The organism is Polaribacter reichenbachii (genome assembly GCF_001975665.1).
Classification (GTDB): domain Bacteria; phylum Bacteroidota; class Bacteroidia; order Flavobacteriales; family Flavobacteriaceae; genus Polaribacter; species Polaribacter reichenbachii.
This window is the reverse complement of record NZ_CP019419.1, coordinates 1,917,249-1,936,642: the sequence shown is the minus strand read 5'-3', so window position 1 is coordinate 1,936,642 and position 19,394 is coordinate 1,917,249. Positions and strand designations below refer to the sequence as shown.

Below are 19,394 nucleotides of genomic sequence, written 5' to 3'. Positions count from 1 at the left end.
TATTAAAAAATTAGTTGATTATTTTAATAAGTTATTAAATTAAAAATGAAAAAAGTTGCAATTTACGGCCAGTCTTATTCAATTTCTGCTGAGAAAGAGATACAGATTTTATTGGATGTACTACAAGAAAATAATATTGTAAGTTTTATTGAAAAGAAATTTTACGATTTATTAATAGCTGGTAACATTTTAGACAAAAAATATCCTACTTTTTCTCATTTTAACGATTTAAATACTTCTTTCGATACTTTATTTACCTTGGGTGGAGATGGAACAATTTTAAGAGCTGTAACCTATATTAGAGATTTAGGCATACCAATTTTAGGTATAAATACGGGTAGATTAGGTTTCTTAGCCACCATCAACAAAAAATCGATAAGGGAAAGTATTAACCTTATTTTAAAAGGAGAATATTCAATTTTAGAAAGAACTTTATTAGAAGTTAAAACAACACCCAAAACAGAAGAATTATCTGAACTTAATTTTGCATTAAACGAAGTTACCATTGCCAGAAAAAACACCACTTCTATGATTGGTGTAAAAACAAGTTTAAACCACGAGTATTTAACTAATTATTGGGCAGATGGCTTAATAATAGCCACACCAACAGGCTCTACAGGATATTCTTTAAGTTGCAACGGACCAGTAATTTCGCCAGATTCTAAAAATTTAATTATTACGCCAATTGCACCACATAATTTAAATGCAAGACCAATGGTTATTTCAGATGATACAAGCATACAATTAACCATAGATTCTAGAGAAAAAGATTTTTTAATTTCTTTAGATTCTAGAATTACAACCATACACAAAAACACAGCAGTTTTTATTAAAAAAGCTACTTTTACAGTTAAAAGTATTATACCTAATAATCAATCATTTTTACGAACTTTACGCAGTAAATTATTATGGGGAGAAGATACTAGAAACGAAACCAATCTTTAACCTAAACACTACAATAAAAAGTCAAAATAACAGTTATTCAAAAAAGACTGAATATTAACTTTATAAAGCAAATTGAAATCCATATATTTGCTCGCTATTTTTTAGGATGAAAAAAAGTATATTAATCATATTTTTTGTTAGCTTTTCTAATATTTTATTAGGGCAGGTTTACGAAGCCGGAATTTTTGTTGGTGGTTCTAATTACGTTGGAGACATTGGTAGAACCAATTACATTTATCCTAACAATATTGCTGGTTCTGCATTTTTTAAATACAACTGGAATCCTAGAATTGCTTTAAGAGCAACTTACAGTTATTTACCAATAACCGCAAGTGATTTTGAAGCAGATACAGATTACAAAATAAGTAGAGGCTTAACATTCTCTAATACAATAAACGAATTGGCTGTAGGTTTTGAATATAATTTTTACGAATATGATGTATCTACACCAGGTAAAACATGGACACCTTACATTACCATAGATTTGGCAGTTTTTAATTATAAATATATTGTTGAAGAAACCCAACCAGAAGAATTTATTTACGATTCTAAAAATGGAGTTACTATACCTTTTGGTGTTGGTTTTAAATCTAAATTAATAGGTTCTTTAGCGTTTGCTTTAGAAACTAAATTTAGATATTCTTTTGCAGACGATTTAGATTATAATACAGAAACTGTAGATCGATTAAATTTTGGTGGCACAAGTAAAGACTGGTATATGTTTACAGGTGTTTCACTAATTTATACTTTTGGTAGACCAGCTTGTTACACCACAGGATTTTAATATATGGATAAAAAACTACTCATCGATTTGCAAAAAACACCAAAACACGTTGCCATTATTATGGATGGTAATGGTCGTTGGGCAAAAGGTAAAGGAATGAACAGAATTTTTGGTCATAGAAATGCCTTAACTGCTGTTAGAGAATCTGTAAAAGCAGCTTCTCAAGTAAATGTAGAAGCAATTACTTTATATGCTTTTTCTACCGAAAACTGGAACAGACCAAAATTAGAAGTAGATGCTTTAATGAGTTTATTAATAAATTCATTAAAAAAAGAGCTACCAGAATTTATGGAACAAGGAGTTAAAGTAAACTCAATTGGTTGCATAGAAACACTTCCAAAAAAAGCTCAAAAAGTTTTAAATGATGTTATTTTTGAAACTAAAGATAACAAAGACATTGTATTAACCTTCGCTTTAAGCTATGGCTCAAGAGAAGAAATTGTTAATGCAATCAAAAACATATCTAAAAAAGTTGTTAATAAAGAACTAGATTTAGAAAAAATAGATGAAAATACTATAAATAACCATTTATATACATTTAATTTGCCCGACGTTGATTTAATGATAAGAACTAGTGGAGAACAACGCATTAGTAATTTCTTATTATGGCAGTTGGCATATGCCGAATTATATTTTACAGATGTACTTTGGCCAGATTTTAGACAAGAACATTTCTATGATGCCATCATAGATTATCAGAATAGAGAAAGACGATTTGGAAAAACAAGCGAACAAATTACAGAATAAGGTTAAAATCAATTTAGGTTCTGTTGCAGTAGTGCTTTTTGCACTATTTTTTACTTTTAGTGCTAACGCACAAACAAAAAAAGACACAATTTCTAAAAACCTTTCTTTCGAAAAAGGTAAAGAATACATTTTAGGTGGCATTTCTGTTACAGGTCTAAAAAAGTTTAGCGAAGAAACTGTAAAAGTATTTACAGGTTTAAGAAATGGACAAGCCATAAAATTACCTGGAGACAAATTAACAAGTGCTATTAAAAAGTTATACGAAAGTAAACAGTTTAGTAATGTAGATGTTTATTTAGCAAGACTAGATGGTAATACTGTTTATCTTCAGTTTGATGTACAAGAATTACCACAATTAAATCAAATACAGATTAGTGGTATAAAAAAATCTAAAGCCAAAGAACTTAAAAAAGAAGCTGAGCTAAAAACTGGGGCTATGGTTACAGATAACTTAATTGTAACTACAAAAAACTATTTCACAAAAAAATATACAGATAAAGGCTTCTTAAAAACAAAAGTTAACCTAGATATTAAAAAAGACACTTCAGATATGAATGCTGTTAATATGAATGTCTTTATTGATAAGGGGTCTAAAATTAAAATAAAATATATCTTTTTTAATGGTAACGAAGCACTTTCTAACAAGAGTCTTCGTAAAGCAATGAAAAACACCAAAGAAAAAATGATTGGGCGTTTTTGGAAATCATCAAAATATATAGAAGAAGATTACCAAGCAGATTTAGAAAGCATTTTAGACAAATATAGTAGAATTGGTTATAGAGACGCACGTATTTTAAGCGAAGGAATTTCTTGGAACGACGATAACACCATCAATATAAACATAGATATTGAAGAAGGTAGACAATATAGATTTGCTGATATTTTATTTGTTGGTAACAAAGAATATACAGACGAGCAATTACACCAAGTTTTAAGAATTGAAAAAGGTGATGTTTATAATGGAGCTGTACTTAAAGAACGTGTAAAAGGTGATGATTCTCCAACATCAGATGATTTATCTACACTTTATCAAGATAATGGATTCTTATTCTCGCAAGTAAATGCAGTAGAAACAAAAGTAGAAAACGATTCTATTACAGTAGAAATTAGAATTCGTGAAGACGAAAAAGCAAGAATTAGAAAAGTAACAGTTTCTGGTAATGATAAAACAAACGACCACGTTATTTTTAGAGAATTACGTGTTAAACCAGGCGATTTATTTAGTAGAACTAACATTATTAGATCTATTAGAGAAATTGGCCAATTAGGTTTCTTTGATCAGAATGTTACTCCAGATGTAATTCCAGATTACAATAATAAAACTGCAGATATCGATTTTACAGTTGTAGAAAAAGGTGGTAGCCAAATAGAACTACAAGGTGGTTATGGTGGTGGATCTTTTATTGGTACCTTAGGTTTATCTTTTAACAACTTTTCTATTAAAAACATTTTTAACAAAGAAGCTTACAAGCCTTTACCAATGGGTGATGGTCAATCTTTAGCATTAAGACTACAAACAAGTAGAACTTACAATACATACAGTTTCTCTTTTACAGAGCCTTGGTTAGGAGGTAAAAAACCACAATCATTGTCTTTTTCTATTTACTCATCTAATCAATATCAGTATGATTTTACAACTGGTGTTGTAGATAAGAGTCAGAGTTTAGGTATTGTAGGTGCATCTTTAGGTTTAGGACAACGTTTAAAATGGCCAGATGACTACTTTCAATTATCACAAACAATTAGTTACCAAAGCTTTAAATTAAACAACTACGGATTTAGAGTAGGTTCTGATATATTAAGTAATGGTACATTAAACAATTTAGCTTATAACGCAACTCTTAGTAGAAATTCTGCAGGACCTAGTTTAATTTTCCCTACTTACGGATCTGAATTTTCTTTAGGAGTTAAAGCTACAATACCATATTCTTTAATTAATGGTAAAGATTACTCTGACCTAGATCCTGAAGAAAAATACAAGTGGTTAGAGTATTATAAAATAACTGCAAAAGGTAAATGGTATACTTCTTTTACTGATAAGTTAGTATTAATGACCAATGCAGAAATGGGATATTTAGGATATTATAATTCTGAGTTAGGGCAAAACCCATTTGAAAGATACTTTGTAGGTGGAGATGGAATTGCACAATTTCAGTTAGATGGTAGAGAAACTATTGGATTAAGAGGTTATGAAAACAACCAATTATCTTCTGCTGAAGGTGGTACTATTTACAATAAATTTCAAATGGAATTAAGGTATTCTATTACAGATTCACCTTCTGCATCTATTTATACATTAGGATTTTTAGAAGCAGGTAATTCTTATGACAATTTTGAGACATTTAATCCGTTTGAATTAAAACGTTCAGCTGGTGTAGGTGTAAGAATATTTATGCCTGCCTTTGGTTTATTAGGTATCGACTTTGCTCATGGTTTTGATCCTTTACCAGGACAGATCGAAAAATCTGGTTGGCAAACACATTTTATTATTGGAAGACAATTCTAGGAAAACTGTACATTTGTAATGTCGAAAGTTTTTTTGGCACGGTTTTTTCTAAATACATTATACAAATGAAAAAAATATTTTTATTAGTCGTTCTTTTATTTAGTGTTACAACTTTCTGGTCGCAAAGAAATCAAATGATTGCTTATATAGATATGGAATACATTCTAGAAAATGTTCCAGAATATATACAAGCGCAAAATACGTTAGATGCTAAAATTTCTAAATGGCGAAAAAAATTAGATACACAAGCACGCCATATAGAAGTATTAAAAACTGATCTTGCAAATGAAAAAGCAATCTTAACCAAAGATTTAATTGAAGAAAAAGAAGAAGAAATTACAATTAAACAAGAAGAGTTAAGAAGATTAGAGTCTTTGTATTTTGGGCCTAAAGGCGATATGTTTTTGGTAAGAAAACAATTAGTTAAACCAATTCAAGACCAAGTTTACAACGCTATTCAAAGTATTGCTAAAAGAAAAAAGTATGATTTTGTTTTCGAAAAATCTACTGATTTGGTTATGCTATATTCAAATAAAAAATACGATATTAGCGACCTTGTTTTATCTACCATAGACAGAACAAGATTATCGGATCAAAAAAAGGAAGAAAGAAAAAAGAAATCGGCTCCTAAAAGTAAAGAGTTAACAAGTACACAAAAAGAGATTCTCGCAAAAAAGGAACAAGCACAAACCGATAAAGAAGCAGCTTTAGCAAAGAAAAATGCAGAAAAAGAAGCTAAGAAATTAGAGATAGCAGAAAAAAGAAAAGCTTTACAAGCACAAAGAGAAGCTAAAAGAAAATTATTAAGAGAGAAAAAAGAAGCTGCTAGAAAAAAGAAAGAAGAAGAACAAAAAGCAAAAGAAGAAGAAAATAATTAAACAAAAAGACAAGAATAATAATTAAATTAAAACAAGAATGAAAAATTTAAAATCGTTACTATTAATTGCTGTATTTACGTTAGGATTAGGTGGTGTTGCAAATGCACAAAAGATGGGACACATTGACTTTGAAAAATTAGTTTCAGAAATGCCACAAACTAAAAAATTAGGAGTTGATATGGAAAAATTACAAAAAACTTATCAAGATGAAGTTGAAAGCATGGCTAAGAAATTAGATGCTAAAATGAAAAAATATACTGCAGAACAAAACACGCAAACTAAAGAAATTAACGAAATTAGAGCGAAGGAAGTTCAAGATGATAATGCAAGATATGAGCAATTAAGACAAACAGCTTATCAAGAAATGCAAAAGAAAAGAGCTGAAGGTTTAAACCCAATTATAGAAACTGCTCAAAAAGCAATTGAAGAAGTTGCAGCTAGCAAAGGTATCGTATACGTATTAGATGCAACAATGGGTAAAGGTTTATTAGTAAAAAAAGGAGAAGACCTTTATGCTGCTGTAAAAGCTAAATTAGGATTCTAATTAAGACTTAAAAAACATATTTAAAAACCTACTTTTTATAAAGTAGGTTTTTTTATTTTTACAATAATATGAAATCAAATAATTTTCCTATTGGAGTTTTCGATTCTGGTATAGGTGGTACCTCTATCTGGAAAGAGATTACAACACTTTTACCAAAAGAAAATACTATTTATCTTTCTGATAGTAAAAATGCACCCTACGGAGAAAAAACCAAACAAGAAATTATTGATCTATCAATTAAGAATACACAGTTTTTAATTGATTCCAATTGCAAATTAATTGTTGTTGCTTGCAATACAGCTACAACAAATGCAATTAAAGTTTTAAGAGATAAATTTATCATTCCATTTATTGGTATAGAACCAGCAATAAAACCAGCTTCTTTAAAAACAAAAACAAATACTATTGGCATATTAGCTACTAAAGGCACCTTAAATAGTGAGTTATTTGAAAATACTTCACGCAACATCAATAAAGAAATTATTATTAAGGAAACCATTGGAAAAGGTTTAGTAGAGTTGATAGAAGAAGGTAAAATCAACTCTTCTGAAATGACTAAATTACTTTCTTCATACTTAAACCCTATGTTAAAAGAAAATGTAGATTGTTTAGTTTTAGGTTGTACACATTACCCTTATCTGATTCCTAGAATTAGAGATATTATTGGTAATAAAATAGAAATTATAGATTCTGGACAAGCAGTTGCTAAACAAACAAAAGCAATTTTAGAAAAACATCAACTTTTAAATACGGATGATAAAACAGGTAATCATCAGTTTTACATCAACAAAAACAAAAGAGTTTTAGAGATGATATTATCTAAAAACGAAAATATTAAAATTGATAAAAAGGATTTTTAAAATCCGCCGAAAGCAGAATTAATATTTGGACAAGCAGCTGCTCTAGGCTCTTGTGTCCATAAATTTATACCTAAAGAAATTTGATGAAATCCTGATGTTGTTAAAACAGTATCATTCATCTGACTTGTGTAAGTGTAAGAAAACATTAAGTTTTGATAATTAATACCTACAATTGGCGATATAAATTGAGCGTTTTCTATTGCATTCGCATCAAAACTTCTTCTATAAGAAAGTGCAGCCCAAAACTGAGTTTTAGAAAATGTTTTATATGCTTTTAAGTTAAAATCCGCAATTCGCTCTCCTGTACCTTCTCTAAATTGCAACATAATAGAAGGCTCAAAATGCACAAATAAATCCTCACCAAAATAGTACCCTGCGGATAAAATATAATTTCTTAAATCTAAAGGTTCTTGAACGTTTAAATTATTTTTAGCTGTTAACAATAAATTCTTAACTGTAAAATACGATGAAAAACCACCCAAATGATAAGCAACTCCAAAATCTGCATTATAATAACTGGTACTTTCTACTACTCTAGATATTGTTGGATCTCCAGTAAATGTTGTTTGATCTGATTGATTTTGAACAAAACTAAATGCTAAACCAAAAGAAAGCTGATTAAATACTTTACCATTACTCATAGGTAAATGATAAGAATATGCGCCTTGAATTCCTTTTTGAGAATGAAATCCGTTTTTATCGTTAAACAGAACAACACCATAACCTGCATTGGAATATTCATTAAACTTAGAATGAAAACTCATGGTTTGCAAAGCTGGTGCATTAGGTATACCTGCCCATTGTTGTCTTGCAGTAAATCTTAATTTACTTGAATTACCAATACCTGCAGCAGAAGGATGTACTAAATAAACATTATCTGAAAGATAATCTTGGTAAATAGGTAATGTCTCTTGAGAATTACTTTTTAATGATAATAGAAATAGAAATAAGAAAGGGAAAACATTATTTAGCAACTTCATTAAAAGATTTATTTATTTAAAGCTACCAAATATATTCAATTTAAAAGAAATAATAGTTTTAAACTTATAGTTTTAACACATTAAAGAAGCATAAAAAAAATATTTTAATCTCATAATCTATTTTCTCTTAATATCTATGAGCTTAACAACCTAAAACAAGCGGTTGATTATTAATTAATGGTGTTTAGTTATAAGGCTAGGGTACAAAACAATGGTTAAAACATAAAAACCGAGCAATATGCTCGGTTTTATTGTTTAAAATAAAATTAATATTATTTATTGTTTTATGAATTTAGCAGTACCTACCTTATCACCCACTTCATATTTAATTAAATAAATGCCAGCAGTTAAATTAGAAACATCTATAGTTTCAGTAGTTTTATTGATGTTTAAACTCATCACTTTTTTACCTAAAATACTAAAGATTTGTGCATTTTTAATGTTACCTACAGCAGAAATAACTAAGTTTCTAGAAGTTGGATTAGGGTAAAAGCTTAATTCTTCTAAAGCAATCGAATTAGTATTTAAAATACTTGTATTAGAAAAGTAAATATTATCTATATAAACTGGGTTTACAGCATCTGTAGCACTTAATACTAATTGACCAATATCATTAAAATTAATACCTGTAAATTCTGTTAAAGGAATACTTAATGTTACCCAAGAACCAGTTGTTGCTGTTTTTACAACTTCTGTTTCAGAATTATCATCTCCCCAAGCTCCATCTCCTTTATAATCTACTAATTTAAATTTGATTTCTGTGGCATCACTTGTCCAATAATCTAAATTTATATGCGTCATTGCAGTTGCATCAATAGTACCAGCTGTTGGTTCAATTCCTGTAAAATTTAAACTTGAATATTTTTTTACTGGATTTGAGGCAATAGTTTCATCTGCTAAAACTGTTGTTTGTCCCCAACCAGGATTCCAAGTTGCTGCCAAATCTGTATAAGTATCACTAAAAATTGAAATTACATTAGCTTCTGCTAAAGTTGGTACTCCTGGTGCATCTGTTGGTGCTGTTGCAACACTTCCACCACCTGAAGTCGCTTCTCCATTAGAAAAGTAAATATTATCTATATAAACCGGATTTGTAGCTGCTGTTGCACTTAATACTAATTGACCAATATCATTAAAACTGATTCCTGTATATTCTGTTAAAGGAATACTTAAGGTAACCCAAGCACCAGTTGTTGCTGTTTTAGTAACTTCAGATTCAGAGTTATCTGCACCCCAAGCACCATCTCCTTTATAATCTACTAATTTAAATTTGATTTCCGTGGCATCACTTGTCCAATAATCTAAATTTATATGTGTCATAGAAGTAGCATCAACAGTACCCGCTGTTGGTTCTATTCCTGTAAAATTTAAACTTGAATATTTTTTTACTGGATTTGAGGCAATAGTTTCATCTGCTAAAACTGTTGATTGTCCCCACCCAGGATTCCAAGTTGCAGCTAAATCTGTATATGCATCACTAAAAATTGAAATTACATCAGCTTCTGCTAAAGTAGGTGTTCCTGGTGCATCAGTTGGTGCTGGAGTTGAACCAGAACCACCAGAAACAGCAGGATCTGTTAATTTTTCTGCATTGAATTTTATATTATCAATATAAATTGTATTTCCTTCTGCTCTATCTGATAGATTCTCTGTCCAATCTACAAAAACTACTAATTGACTTATGTTTGATAAATCTCCATTTGGATTGACTCCTGAAAGATCGAATGTTAAAGTTTGCCATTCATCAACAACAGTATTCCCAACATTTTGGTCAGTTATTTGAAAAGAAGTACCTCCAGTATTTGTTCCCATTTTTATACCAATAGTACCTACATAGTTTTTATTAACATCCATAGTAAGTGTTAAGTTAGATGTAACTGCCATATCTAATTTCCAAGTTCCAAAAGCTACATCTGCCCATGCATTATTAACACCTGCGTAAAATGCATTATTTGGTCCCATAACTACTTTTAAAACTTTAGAATCTGTAGCATTAACTCCGTCTAAATCTGGATTATCCACAATTTCTGCTGGAGCAGGAGTGTTGTCAAATGTAAGCCAATTAGAAGCCACACCATCTGGATCATCAGACTCAAAATCGAAAAGATATTCTTGTTGTTGTGCAAACCCAATTGATGTAATTAGAAAAGCGATTAGTAACGTAATTTTTTTCATTATTTATTGTTTAAAATTAATATCTACCAATGTTACATATTACATTTTAACAATACCATAAAAACACCCCTACAAAAAACATACATCTATAAAAAATCTATTAAAACTTTACGAGATCCTCACTAAACAAAGCATTTTAAGAATATTACTACACTAATCTTTATATAGATATCTATACTAAAACAAGACTTGTATAGGTAATGTATAGGTTATAAATAAGTTATTGTACCGATCAAATTATAAGTATAGTTACAACCATAAAAAAGCTCTATAGAATTGATCTACAGAGCTTTTAACAATTCCATTTTTTAATAAAAACAGCATCAAATTATTGATTTGAATTAATACTTTAAATTACCATATTTATCCCATAATCCCCAAAAAGCACCAACATCTCCTTCATCTCCTATTTTCCAAGATTCATCAAAAGAAGAAAAATAAAACATTTCAATTTCTTCTACTTCTGACCAAACTTGAGCATTGATATAATATTTCATTGCATTATTTGGGTTTGCAATTGCGCCTTTTAAATTACCGCCTGCACTTGGCCAACCTGTTTCTGTAATAATTACTTTTTTACCATTTGCAGCTAATTTTGCTTGACTGTACATTTGCTGCATATATTCTAAAGAATTTTCTAGATTACAACCTTCCCAATAAGGGTAACAATTTGCTAAAACAACATCGCAAGCTTCTGTTATTTTTGGTCGTTCAGAAAATTCATAATAAGCGTCTACATAACCAATACTTACATCAGGAATTGCTTCTTTAACTCTTTCTATATAATTTAGTAATTGTTCTTCTGATAATTCTTTACGATATAAAACTTCGTTACCAACTGCAGCAATATCAACTAAACCTTTTTTAGCTAATCTAATTAAGCCTTTAATTTCTTTTTCGTTTTTCTTTAAATCATCACCTAACCAAGCACCTACTAAAGTTTTTAATCCGTATTTTTTTGCTATTTCTGGTATATATTGATTTCCTTCTATACAAGAAAAAGAACGTATCCACTTTGTATGAGGTTTTAGTATTTTTATTCTTTTTTCAACCTGTTTTTTAGTAATCTTATGACCAGGTTCTTGCCCATCTTCATACATACTAAAACAAATTCCATACATTCCGTTTTCTAAGGTTTCTCTCCAAAGATTTTTTAAATCCTCTAGAGAATAAATACTAAAATCTACTCCTAAATTATCTGGAGTAGTAGTGTATTTTATAGTAGATTTATATTCTTTTCTATATGACATTTCTATTAAATGAATTATATTGTTTTAGCACTTTTTCTTTTTTCTAGTTTTTCTCTTATTTCGTTAGCACGTTTTTCATCAATATCATAATCCCACATAATATACATTGCTAAAACAGTACCTAAAACAGGGAAAAAACAAAAGAAAGTGTGTAAACCATCTACTGCAGCTTGTTGATCTGTAGTAACAAGATCTGGATTAAAACCAACAACAGCAATAATAGCTCCGCTTAAAGCACCAGCTATAGCAAAACCTACTTTTACCATCCACCAATAAATAGCACCAAATATGCCTTCTCTTCTTTTTCCTGTATTTAACTCATCAATATCAATAATATCTGCTGTCATAGACATCATAATTGTAAATAAACTTCCAATTCCGAAAGAGAAAAAAGGTAAAGCAATTATATACATCCAAGGTTTACCTGGCACAAATAAAAACCATAGCATTATATAACCTATTATTGATATTCCTTGTGCTACTAAAAAAGCTTTTTTCTTTCCCCAAATTTTAGACATATAGGTAATAATTGGTATTACCAAAAACGTAGTTCCTAAAGCACCTAAACAACCAAATAAAGAAACCCAAATACCACTTTCTGCTGCATCGCCATTAAATAATTTGTAAACAATTACAAAAAAAGTTAACGCTGCAACTGTATTAAAAGCATTGTAAATTAAAAAAGTAGCTCCACATAATTTTCTAAATACTTTTATTTTAAAAGCCTCTTTAAAACTTGCGAATATTTTTATTAAACTACCTCCAATATTTACTGTATTTAGGGGTTCATAATCTTTATCTAGAGTAGATTCACTTTTGATAAATAAAGCAGGTACAATAGCACAAATTGCACACGGAATTGCCACCCAAATTGATAATTCTCTAACAGCTACTTCTGCTGATGGAAACCAATCTGGATCGTACATAATAACCCAAAACCAAGGTGCAATTACCCACGCCCATTGACCAATCCACTGAGCAATTGCCATAATGCTTGTACGTTCGTGAAAATCATCACTCATTTCATAACCCATTGCAACATAAGGCACACTAAAAAATGTTAAGCCTAAATAAAAAACGATAGACCATAAGAAAAAATACCAAAAATTGAATTGTAATGAGTTTTCTTTAAACAATTGCCACATAAAAACATAAGCAATTCCCATAATAATTCCGCCAATTAAAACATATTGTCTTCTTCTACCCCATTTCGATTTTGTATTATCAGAAATAAAACCCATTATTGGATCTGTGATAGAATCGAATATTCTTGGAAAGAAATAAATTAAAGACCACATCCAACCAGGAAAACCTAAATCTTGCACTAAAACAACCATAAAAATACCTAAAATAGCAGGAAACATTTGATTTGCAAACATTCCAATACCAAAAGCAATTTTCTGACCCATTGCCACTTTCTTATTTTTTGTTATAGTATTTGACATTTTTATATTGACTTTAATTTGACTTATTTTTTAACCACAATCGTTTGAATAGCTTGACCTTGAATGGCTATTTTTATGTTCTTTTCACCTAAAGAAAGCTGAATTGTTTTCGGATTTTCTTTTTCATTAAAAACAACTACAGCTATTGTTCCATCAAGGTTTTCTGCAGCTGTAATAAGTAAATCTTTATCCGTGTTTTCAACTTCTATAACTTTTGCTTCTGGTCTAATAAATTTACTGAAATGAGAAAGTGTGTAAAATAAAGGTGTAAAATACACCTCATCTGTTTCTGGATTTACAATAACTGGTGCAACACACCAGTTCTTAAACCAATTTGGCCCACCTTTGGTATCTAAAACCATATTCCAGTCTACCCAACCATCTACATAATTATTTAAACAGCCAATAATATCTCTTGCATATCTATTTACTGGCGCGTATTTTGGGTGTAAATATTTGTCTTTTTCAGGAGCCCAATCCCAACCCCAATCTGTAGCTTCTTTTTTCCAATACCAACTATCATCTTTCCAAACAGGAACTTGAGAATCTACACAAGCTTCTGTTTGTATTAAATATTTGTTTGGTGCTTTTTGATGTGCATATTGCAATTCTTCTGGAAAAATCTCATAAGTACTTGCATACCAATGAATGGCTGTACCATCAAAATATTTAGATGCTGCTTCGTTTTTATATTGAGAATCTATCCATTCTTTTAAATGTTCTCTGTTTTGATCGTATCCTAAAATTTTAACTTGATGACCATCTGCTTCTAATTTTGGACCTAAGTGATTTTGGACAAAATTGGTCATTTCATCAGGTGAATAATGCATACTTTCCCAATTATTACCATTTCCTAAAGGCTCATTTTCTACGGTAAAACCCCAAATATCTATACCTTCTGCTTTGTAAGCATCTACATATTTAGAGAAAAATAATGCCCAAGTATCATAATATTTTGGAAATAATTTACCTCCAACCCATTTGTTATTATCTTTCATCCAAGGAGCAGCTGTCCAAGGAGAAGCAAAAATTTTAAATCCGTCTGTTGATGCTTTCATAGCATCTTTAATCATCGGAATTAAATCATCTTTGTCTTCTTTGATTGAGAAATGCTCTAGATTTACATCGTCTTCTACAGGAGAATAAGAATATTGAGAAATTGAAAAATCACAAGAATTCATATGTGTTCTTGTCAGTGAATAATTTGCCCCTTCACTAGAAAAATAAGCCTGAATTATCGTATCTCTTTTATCTTTGGTTAAACGATTTAACAAATAAGCAGAAGACTCTGTAAAAGCACCCCCAAAACCTGTAATTGTTTGTTTTTTCTGCGCTGGAAACAAATTAACTTGAATGATTTCTTCCTGATTTTCATCCGAAGAAAAATCGACTAATTTTGTTAAACTATTTCCACTTGCTGATGTTTCATAAACCTCTACATTCAATTTATCTTGTGTATTTTGACAGCTTAAAATCATAAATGATAGTAATGTGTAAAAAAAATAGGTTGCCTTTTTCATTAGTATTTATCTTTGATAATCTGTATTTGGTACTAAAACCGTTTTCATTAATTTTTCTTTATCACCGTTAAAAGTTTTGATAATTGGATTCCCTCCTCTATGTAAATCTTTAAAAATTCCTTGATCTACCAAATTCCAAATTGGGTATTTAGCCTCACCTTTTAAAGTGAACAAACCAAAATGATTTTCTGAACCTTGAGGATTTTGTGCATCTTTCCATTGCTCATCAAAAGCTTCAAAATAAAAACAAGAAATACTTTCTTTATTTGTCCATTTTCTTAAATAGCTATAATACAAACCTTGTTTATATTCATCAGTTGCTCTTGAACCATCAACTCCATAATGACCATTTGAAACTGTAGCCCAGCCTGTTTCGCCAATATGAATTGTTTTGGTAGCGTCTATACTTTTTACATAATCAGATACATTCTTGTATTGCGTTTTTGCAAATTCTAAAGCACGTAACATAGCTTTATCAATTTTTTCTTTTTCTGATAAATGCTGTTCATTTTCTGGAACTTTCCAAAAACTAGGGTTATAATGTGAGTTATGATATGCATATGTATGCATAGAAACATAATCTACAGCCTTTATTAAATTTTCTAAATCTGCTACTCTATAACTTAAATCTCCACCACCCCAGGAAGCAAAATCATCTGAACAAGTAATCCATAAATCTTTAGACAATTTGCCTTCTTTTTTTAAGTTTTGTAAATGCTTTACATACTTTAAAATTACTTTAGGCTGTACAAAATAACTGGTTGCCCAACGAATCATAGCTTCGTTACCAACTGCAATAACTTTTACGATATCTGGATATTTGTTTGCCAAAGCAACTGCTCTAGCTATTTCTCCTTCATTTTGAGCACTTTCAACTTCGTGATTAGGTTCTAAATCTGTCCAAGCATTTAAACAATCTATCCAAGCCCCTAACATTACATACATTTCGAAACTAGAATCTTCTTGTTTTAATTGATGAATGGCTTCTAAAACATTTGCTGCGTGTGGCAATTTTGGTTGCACATTATAAGTTCTAATAATGCGAATGCCCATTGCAAACATCAACTTTAAATCTTCTTTTAATTGAGCAATTGTAGGTTGATTTTCTCTTGATCTTTCTCTATAACCACCATAAGAAATTGCTAAATAATCCGGATTTCCTAAAATCTGAGCTGCTGTCATATTCTTTTTAATTTCTTCTTTGCCAGTAATCTTATTTCCTTTTTTACAAGAGAAGCCTATCAATAAAAAACCGCAAACCAAATATGTAAACCAGGTATTTTTCATCACAAATTATTTAATTATCGAAACTTTTATATGATTGATTTCATTCGTTCTATCAAACATTTTCGTGCTTGTTTCTTTGTCTAAAACAAGGCTATTAAAACCAATATTTTTATCATTATTAAAAACAACTTCAATTGCATTTTTATCAGACAAATCATAGATAATTGGCACTTGACAATAGGTAAAAGTCAATTGATTTTTAGTGATATCTAAAGTTGCTTTTTCACTATTTACATTGATATATGTAAATACTTTAGCTTCATTTAAAAACTCAGAAACCTTTAATAAACGTGGATTGAATCCTATTTTTCCATCTTTAACAAAAACACCTAATTCACCAAACCTACTTAACAAATCTTCTTTTACTTGACCTGTCATACCTGGTTGTTGCGCACCTTTATTTGCTGGTGTATGCGAATAAGCATCTGTTGGAAAAGCACCATACAATTCTGGCGATTTGTGCACACCAATTCCTGCATTTATTTCGTAATAATGATCTAATAACTTTCCAATAACCACTTCACTTTCTCCAGATTTTACAGCTAGTAAACAATTTTCTTGTACAGCAACTAAAAGCTTAGAAACCATATGCCAATAAATAGAGCCTAAACCTTCATAACCAAAGAAAGTTCCTGAACGACCTGTAAATGATTTGTGATCGAAAATGTCTTCAAAAATTGATAGCACCGTATTTTCATCCTCAGAAATTAAAGACGAATATTCCTTTGATAAATTTGCTAAAGCTGCTTTTACACTGTTTGCATTATTGAAATTCCCGTTAAAATGATAGTTTCCTAAAACATCTTTTTCAATAATTTCTGTGTTACCATCAGCAATTAATTGTTGTAATAATTTTGAGCTTTCAACTTGTTTTGCAGTAATATTATTCTTTTGTGTAAACCTTGGCAACTCTTTATTAGGATATAATATATAACTGTATTGATCTGGTCTAAACAATGCAGATGCTTTTAAACCATCTAATAACGCTAAGGCTTCTTTTGGCGATAAATAACCAGAACTTAAAGCAGCAACTTGCCCTTCTAGCATTTCTGATAAATACGAAATAGAAACTTCTTCTGTATTTTCAATCGTCATTAAGTTATATGCGTGATACATATTATCAGTGCGTTTGTTTGCTCTAATACTATGCTCTAAATAGCTTTTGGTAATTTCTAAAAAGTGTGCTAATGCTGTTTTAGAAATTGTTGTTTTGTTTGATGAAAATCCGTTTTTGTAAATAGCTGTTCTGTATTCACTTGCAGGATTTCCTAAACCGTCTAAAACTGTTTTTCTTTCTTTGTCTGTAACTTTTCTTGATAAAATTGATGCATTTTTATCTAAAGTATTTACAATTTCTGTAAACATTATTGCAACTTCATCAGAAATTTTTATCTCATTTATATCCGCATTTGCGACAATTCCTTCAAAGAAATTAATGAATCTTCTTAGGTAATTTAAGGTAACCATAGAAACTCCATTACCAACCAAAGCGTTGTTAGCATCATTCCATTCTGGTCTTTGTGTATTTAACCAAATACCACCTTCTGGAATAAAATTAGATACTTTAGCTAACACTGTAACCAAAAGTTTTTCTATTAAATTAACTTTATGAACGTTGTTATTTTTATCCGTAATTAAAGATCCATCAGCACCAATTTCTGCTCTATTTTCGTCAATTTTTGCATTTAATTGATGATCAAAATCGATAGTATCTTTAGAGTTCTTTAAAATCTCTGCATACGGTTTAATGATGTAAGGCACATTTGCGTACACAAAAATGTCGTCATTAAATAATTCTGCCAATTTAGACGGATAATGTTTTTCTATAAATTCTAAGAATTTAAGCAAGTAAATTATCTGATGATCTCCCCAGTAACCTATATAAGACCAAGGATCGTGTTCTTCTATTACTTCCCAATCAAAACCATCTTTTGTAACTCTGTATGGATTGTATCCTTCGAAAGTTGTAGCGTTTAAAAACTTATGAATCATACTCTCTATAAATTGAGGATATGAATGTGCTAACGTTTCCCAGTTTTGGAAAATATCTCTCCAATTCCCTTCGTAATCTAAAATTTTAGACCCGTCTATTTCACTTTTTGTATTAATCGAAAACTTGTTCCAAGGTCTACTTGGATCTCCATGTCTTCTACTAAATTTTAATGGTAAATATTCTAAACACAAACGTTTAAAATCTTTATCGGCATCGTTTTCTGCTAAATTTTTAATAAAAGTTAACGTAAATTTTTGAGGTAAATCGTGTAAAAAATCTTGTTTATCTGCAAATAATTGTTTGTTTGCTTTTGATAAATAGGTGTTAAAATCGTCTTTTTCTATGGTATAATTGTCATCAAAAATACCACCTCTCATAATGTTAAAAAGTGTATTAGAAAAATGTCTTGTGTTAATTAATGGGTCATTAGAAAGTTGTAATCCATCAGAAGCAGCAACTAAATTAATTAAGTTTTTTGTGCCTTCTTCTATATTATTCTGTAATACTTCTTGTAAATTATCATCGGTTTTAATCAACTCAGAAATACGCGTAACATCTGCAACTGTTTGATTTACATTAGCAACTTGCAACCATTTTTTTTCTGCTTTTCCTGCTAAATGAATATCAGCTTTAATAAGATAAGCACCTTTTTCTGCTTTTACATCTACTTCTTGCTGAAGTTGTACACCTCTTCTAAAATTATTTATTTGCAAAGACGACAATAAGTAAGTAGGATTTTCCAAACCTAAAGACCAAACTAAATTGGCTTTTAAAGCTTCACTTGGTTCTGCTTTATCAACAATAATGGCACTTAATGCGTAGATACCCAAACCTACTTCTGCCTCTAATTCGCATTTTTTATACGCATCAACCAAATTACTTCGAATACCCTGTATATCTGAACCCACTCCATAAGGAATGATGTCTTGAAATCCATCTAACATAGAAATATCCAGATTTTCATCAGCATTATTGATTAAACTTGCTTTTCTAACAAAACCAAATTCATCTGAAGAATTCCATTGATATTTAAAAGTTAAGTTTAAATCTTGATTAATTTCTTCGAAAATCACCTTGTTTCCATACTCATTTTTATAAACATTTCTGATGATGTTGTAGATACCCGCTTGTCTTTCTGAAAAAGGTTCCCACAAAATAGATTTGCCATTTTTAGCAATTCTAAAAACAGTTTTACAACCTGTAGTTTCTGCAAGTTCAGTTATTTTATCATCTGTGTAATATGGAAAAATTGCGTATTCCGCATTTTTTCTACCCGCAGTTAAACCACCATTACTAGAAATAAACATCCAATGATTTGAGTCTGAAACAATCGTCATAAAAAACGGACGCATTGTATGACTATTAGCTATTTTATAGTAAGATTCGTTTTCTAATGTTACCAACTCTCCTGTTATAGCTGTATTAGGATTCGAGTTTACATTGTCTTTGTAAGAAACAGTTTTGCTCATTTTTTCTTTAT

14 protein-coding genes are annotated in these 19,394 nt (G+C 30.1%); 7 read left to right on the top strand and 7 right to left on the bottom strand.

Translation table 11 applies throughout. The annotated features are described in order from the left end of the window. Window positions 1–45 precede the first annotated feature (45 nt). From BW723_RS07985 to murI, 7 genes are all read left to right on the top strand, one after another. Window positions 46–945: an NAD kinase gene (locus BW723_RS07985; protein WP_068356364.1), complete on the top strand. Its 900-nt coding sequence runs from the start codon at window positions 46–48 to the stop codon at window positions 943–945. 106 nt (window positions 946–1,051) lie between these two features. After that, window positions 1,052–1,729: a type IX secretion system protein PorG gene (gene porG, locus BW723_RS07980; protein WP_068356367.1), complete on the top strand. Its 678-nt coding sequence runs from the start codon at window positions 1,052–1,054 to the stop codon at window positions 1,727–1,729. 3 nt (window positions 1,730–1,732) lie between these two features. Next, window positions 1,733–2,476 (top strand): isoprenyl transferase, encoded by a 744-nt coding sequence (locus tag BW723_RS07975; RefSeq protein ID WP_068356368.1) that lies wholly within the window; start codon window positions 1,733–1,735, stop codon window positions 2,474–2,476. Beyond that, window positions 2,445–4,982 carry an outer membrane protein assembly factor BamA gene (gene bamA / locus BW723_RS07970; protein WP_068356370.1) on the top strand — a complete coding sequence of 846 codons (2,538 nt, stop codon included), beginning with the start codon at window positions 2,445–2,447 and terminating at the stop codon, window positions 4,980–4,982. Before BW723_RS07975 ends, bamA begins: the two co-directional genes overlap by 32 nt. 65 nt (window positions 4,983–5,047) lie before the next feature. Then, a complete protein-coding gene (locus BW723_RS07965; protein ID WP_068356372.1) occupies window positions 5,048–5,860 on the top strand; it encodes an OmpH/Skp family outer membrane protein in 813 nt (270 codons plus the stop codon). Window positions 5,861–5,897: 37 nt separating this feature from the next. Continuing rightward, a complete protein-coding gene (locus BW723_RS07960) occupies window positions 5,898–6,404 on the top strand; it encodes an OmpH/Skp family outer membrane protein (RefSeq protein ID WP_068356375.1) in 507 nt (168 codons plus the stop codon). Window positions 6,405–6,472: 68 nt separating this feature from the next. Continuing rightward, entirely contained in the window at window positions 6,473–7,264 is a 792-nt protein-coding gene (murI, locus tag BW723_RS07955; protein WP_068356380.1) for a glutamate racemase, read from the top strand. Here murI and BW723_RS07950 read toward each other — a convergent pair. From BW723_RS07950 to BW723_RS07920, 7 genes are all read right to left on the bottom strand, one after another. Continuing rightward, window positions 7,261–8,244, bottom strand: coding sequence for a PorP/SprF family type IX secretion system membrane protein (locus tag BW723_RS07950; protein ID WP_068356389.1), 984 nt, complete (start codon window positions 8,242–8,244; stop codon window positions 7,261–7,263). The two genes, murI and BW723_RS07950, sit on opposite strands and share 4 nt — an antisense overlap. 276 nt (window positions 8,245–8,520) lie before the next feature. Continuing rightward, complete coding sequence (locus BW723_RS07945; protein WP_068356392.1) at window positions 8,521–10,419, bottom strand: T9SS type A sorting domain-containing protein; 1,899 nt, start codon at window positions 10,417–10,419, stop codon at window positions 8,521–8,523. A 341-nt stretch (window positions 10,420–10,760) separates the two neighbouring features. Beyond that, entirely contained in the window at window positions 10,761–11,669 is a 909-nt protein-coding gene (locus BW723_RS07940) for a glycoside hydrolase family 17 protein (protein ID WP_068356395.1), read from the bottom strand. A 14-nt stretch (window positions 11,670–11,683) separates the two neighbouring features. Then, window positions 11,684–13,114 carry an MFS transporter gene (locus tag BW723_RS07935; protein ID WP_068356398.1) on the bottom strand — a complete coding sequence of 477 codons (1,431 nt, stop codon included), beginning with the start codon at window positions 13,112–13,114 and terminating at the stop codon, window positions 11,684–11,686. Between the two features lie 23 nt (window positions 13,115–13,137). Next, a complete protein-coding gene (locus BW723_RS07930) occupies window positions 13,138–14,634 on the bottom strand; it encodes a glycoside hydrolase family 30 protein (protein ID WP_083139533.1) in 1,497 nt (498 codons plus the stop codon). 6 nt (window positions 14,635–14,640) lie between these two features. Further along, window positions 14,641–15,921, bottom strand: a complete 1,281-nt coding sequence (locus BW723_RS07925) for a glycoside hydrolase family 17 protein (protein WP_068356405.1) — start codon at window positions 15,919–15,921, stop codon at window positions 14,641–14,643. Between the two features lie 6 nt (window positions 15,922–15,927). Next, complete coding sequence (locus tag BW723_RS07920) at window positions 15,928–19,383, bottom strand: hypothetical protein (protein ID WP_068356408.1); 3,456 nt, start codon at window positions 19,381–19,383, stop codon at window positions 15,928–15,930. Window positions 19,384–19,394 lie beyond the last annotated feature (11 nt).

Bases quoted from the DNA above. Each gene is read 5' to 3' on its own strand.
- BW723_RS07985 (WP_068356364.1), top strand. From the start codon at position 46: ATGAAAAAAGTTGCAATTTACGGCCAGTCTTATTCAATTTCTGCTGAG.
- porG (WP_068356367.1), top strand. From the start codon at position 1,052: ATGAAAAAAAGTATATTAATCATATTTTTTGTTAGCTTTTCTAATATT.
- BW723_RS07975 (WP_068356368.1), top strand. From the start codon at position 1,733: ATGGATAAAAAACTACTCATCGATTTGCAAAAAACACCAAAACACGTT.
- BW723_RS07965 (WP_068356372.1), top strand. From the start codon at position 5,048: ATGAAAAAAATATTTTTATTAGTCGTTCTTTTATTTAGTGTTACAACT.
- BW723_RS07960 (WP_068356375.1), top strand. From the start codon at position 5,898: ATGAAAAATTTAAAATCGTTACTATTAATTGCTGTATTTACGTTAGGA.
- murI (WP_068356380.1), top strand. From the start codon at position 6,473: ATGAAATCAAATAATTTTCCTATTGGAGTTTTCGATTCTGGTATAGGT.
- BW723_RS07950 (WP_068356389.1), bottom strand. From the start codon at position 8,244: ATGAAGTTGCTAAATAATGTTTTCCCTTTCTTATTTCTATTTCTATTA.
- BW723_RS07945 (WP_068356392.1), bottom strand. From the start codon at position 10,419: ATGAAAAAAATTACGTTACTAATCGCTTTTCTAATTACATCAATTGGG.
- BW723_RS07940 (WP_068356395.1), bottom strand. From the start codon at position 11,669: ATGTCATATAGAAAAGAATATAAATCTACTATAAAATACACTACTACT.
- BW723_RS07935 (WP_068356398.1), bottom strand. From the start codon at position 13,114: ATGTCAAATACTATAACAAAAAATAAGAAAGTGGCAATGGGTCAGAAA.
- BW723_RS07930 (WP_083139533.1), bottom strand. From the start codon at position 14,634: ATGAAAAAGGCAACCTATTTTTTTTACACATTACTATCATTTATGATT.
- BW723_RS07925 (WP_068356405.1), bottom strand. From the start codon at position 15,921: ATGAAAAATACCTGGTTTACATATTTGGTTTGCGGTTTTTTATTGATA.
- BW723_RS07920 (WP_068356408.1), bottom strand. From the start codon at position 19,383: ATGAGCAAAACTGTTTCTTACAAAGACAATGTAAACTCGAATCCTAAT.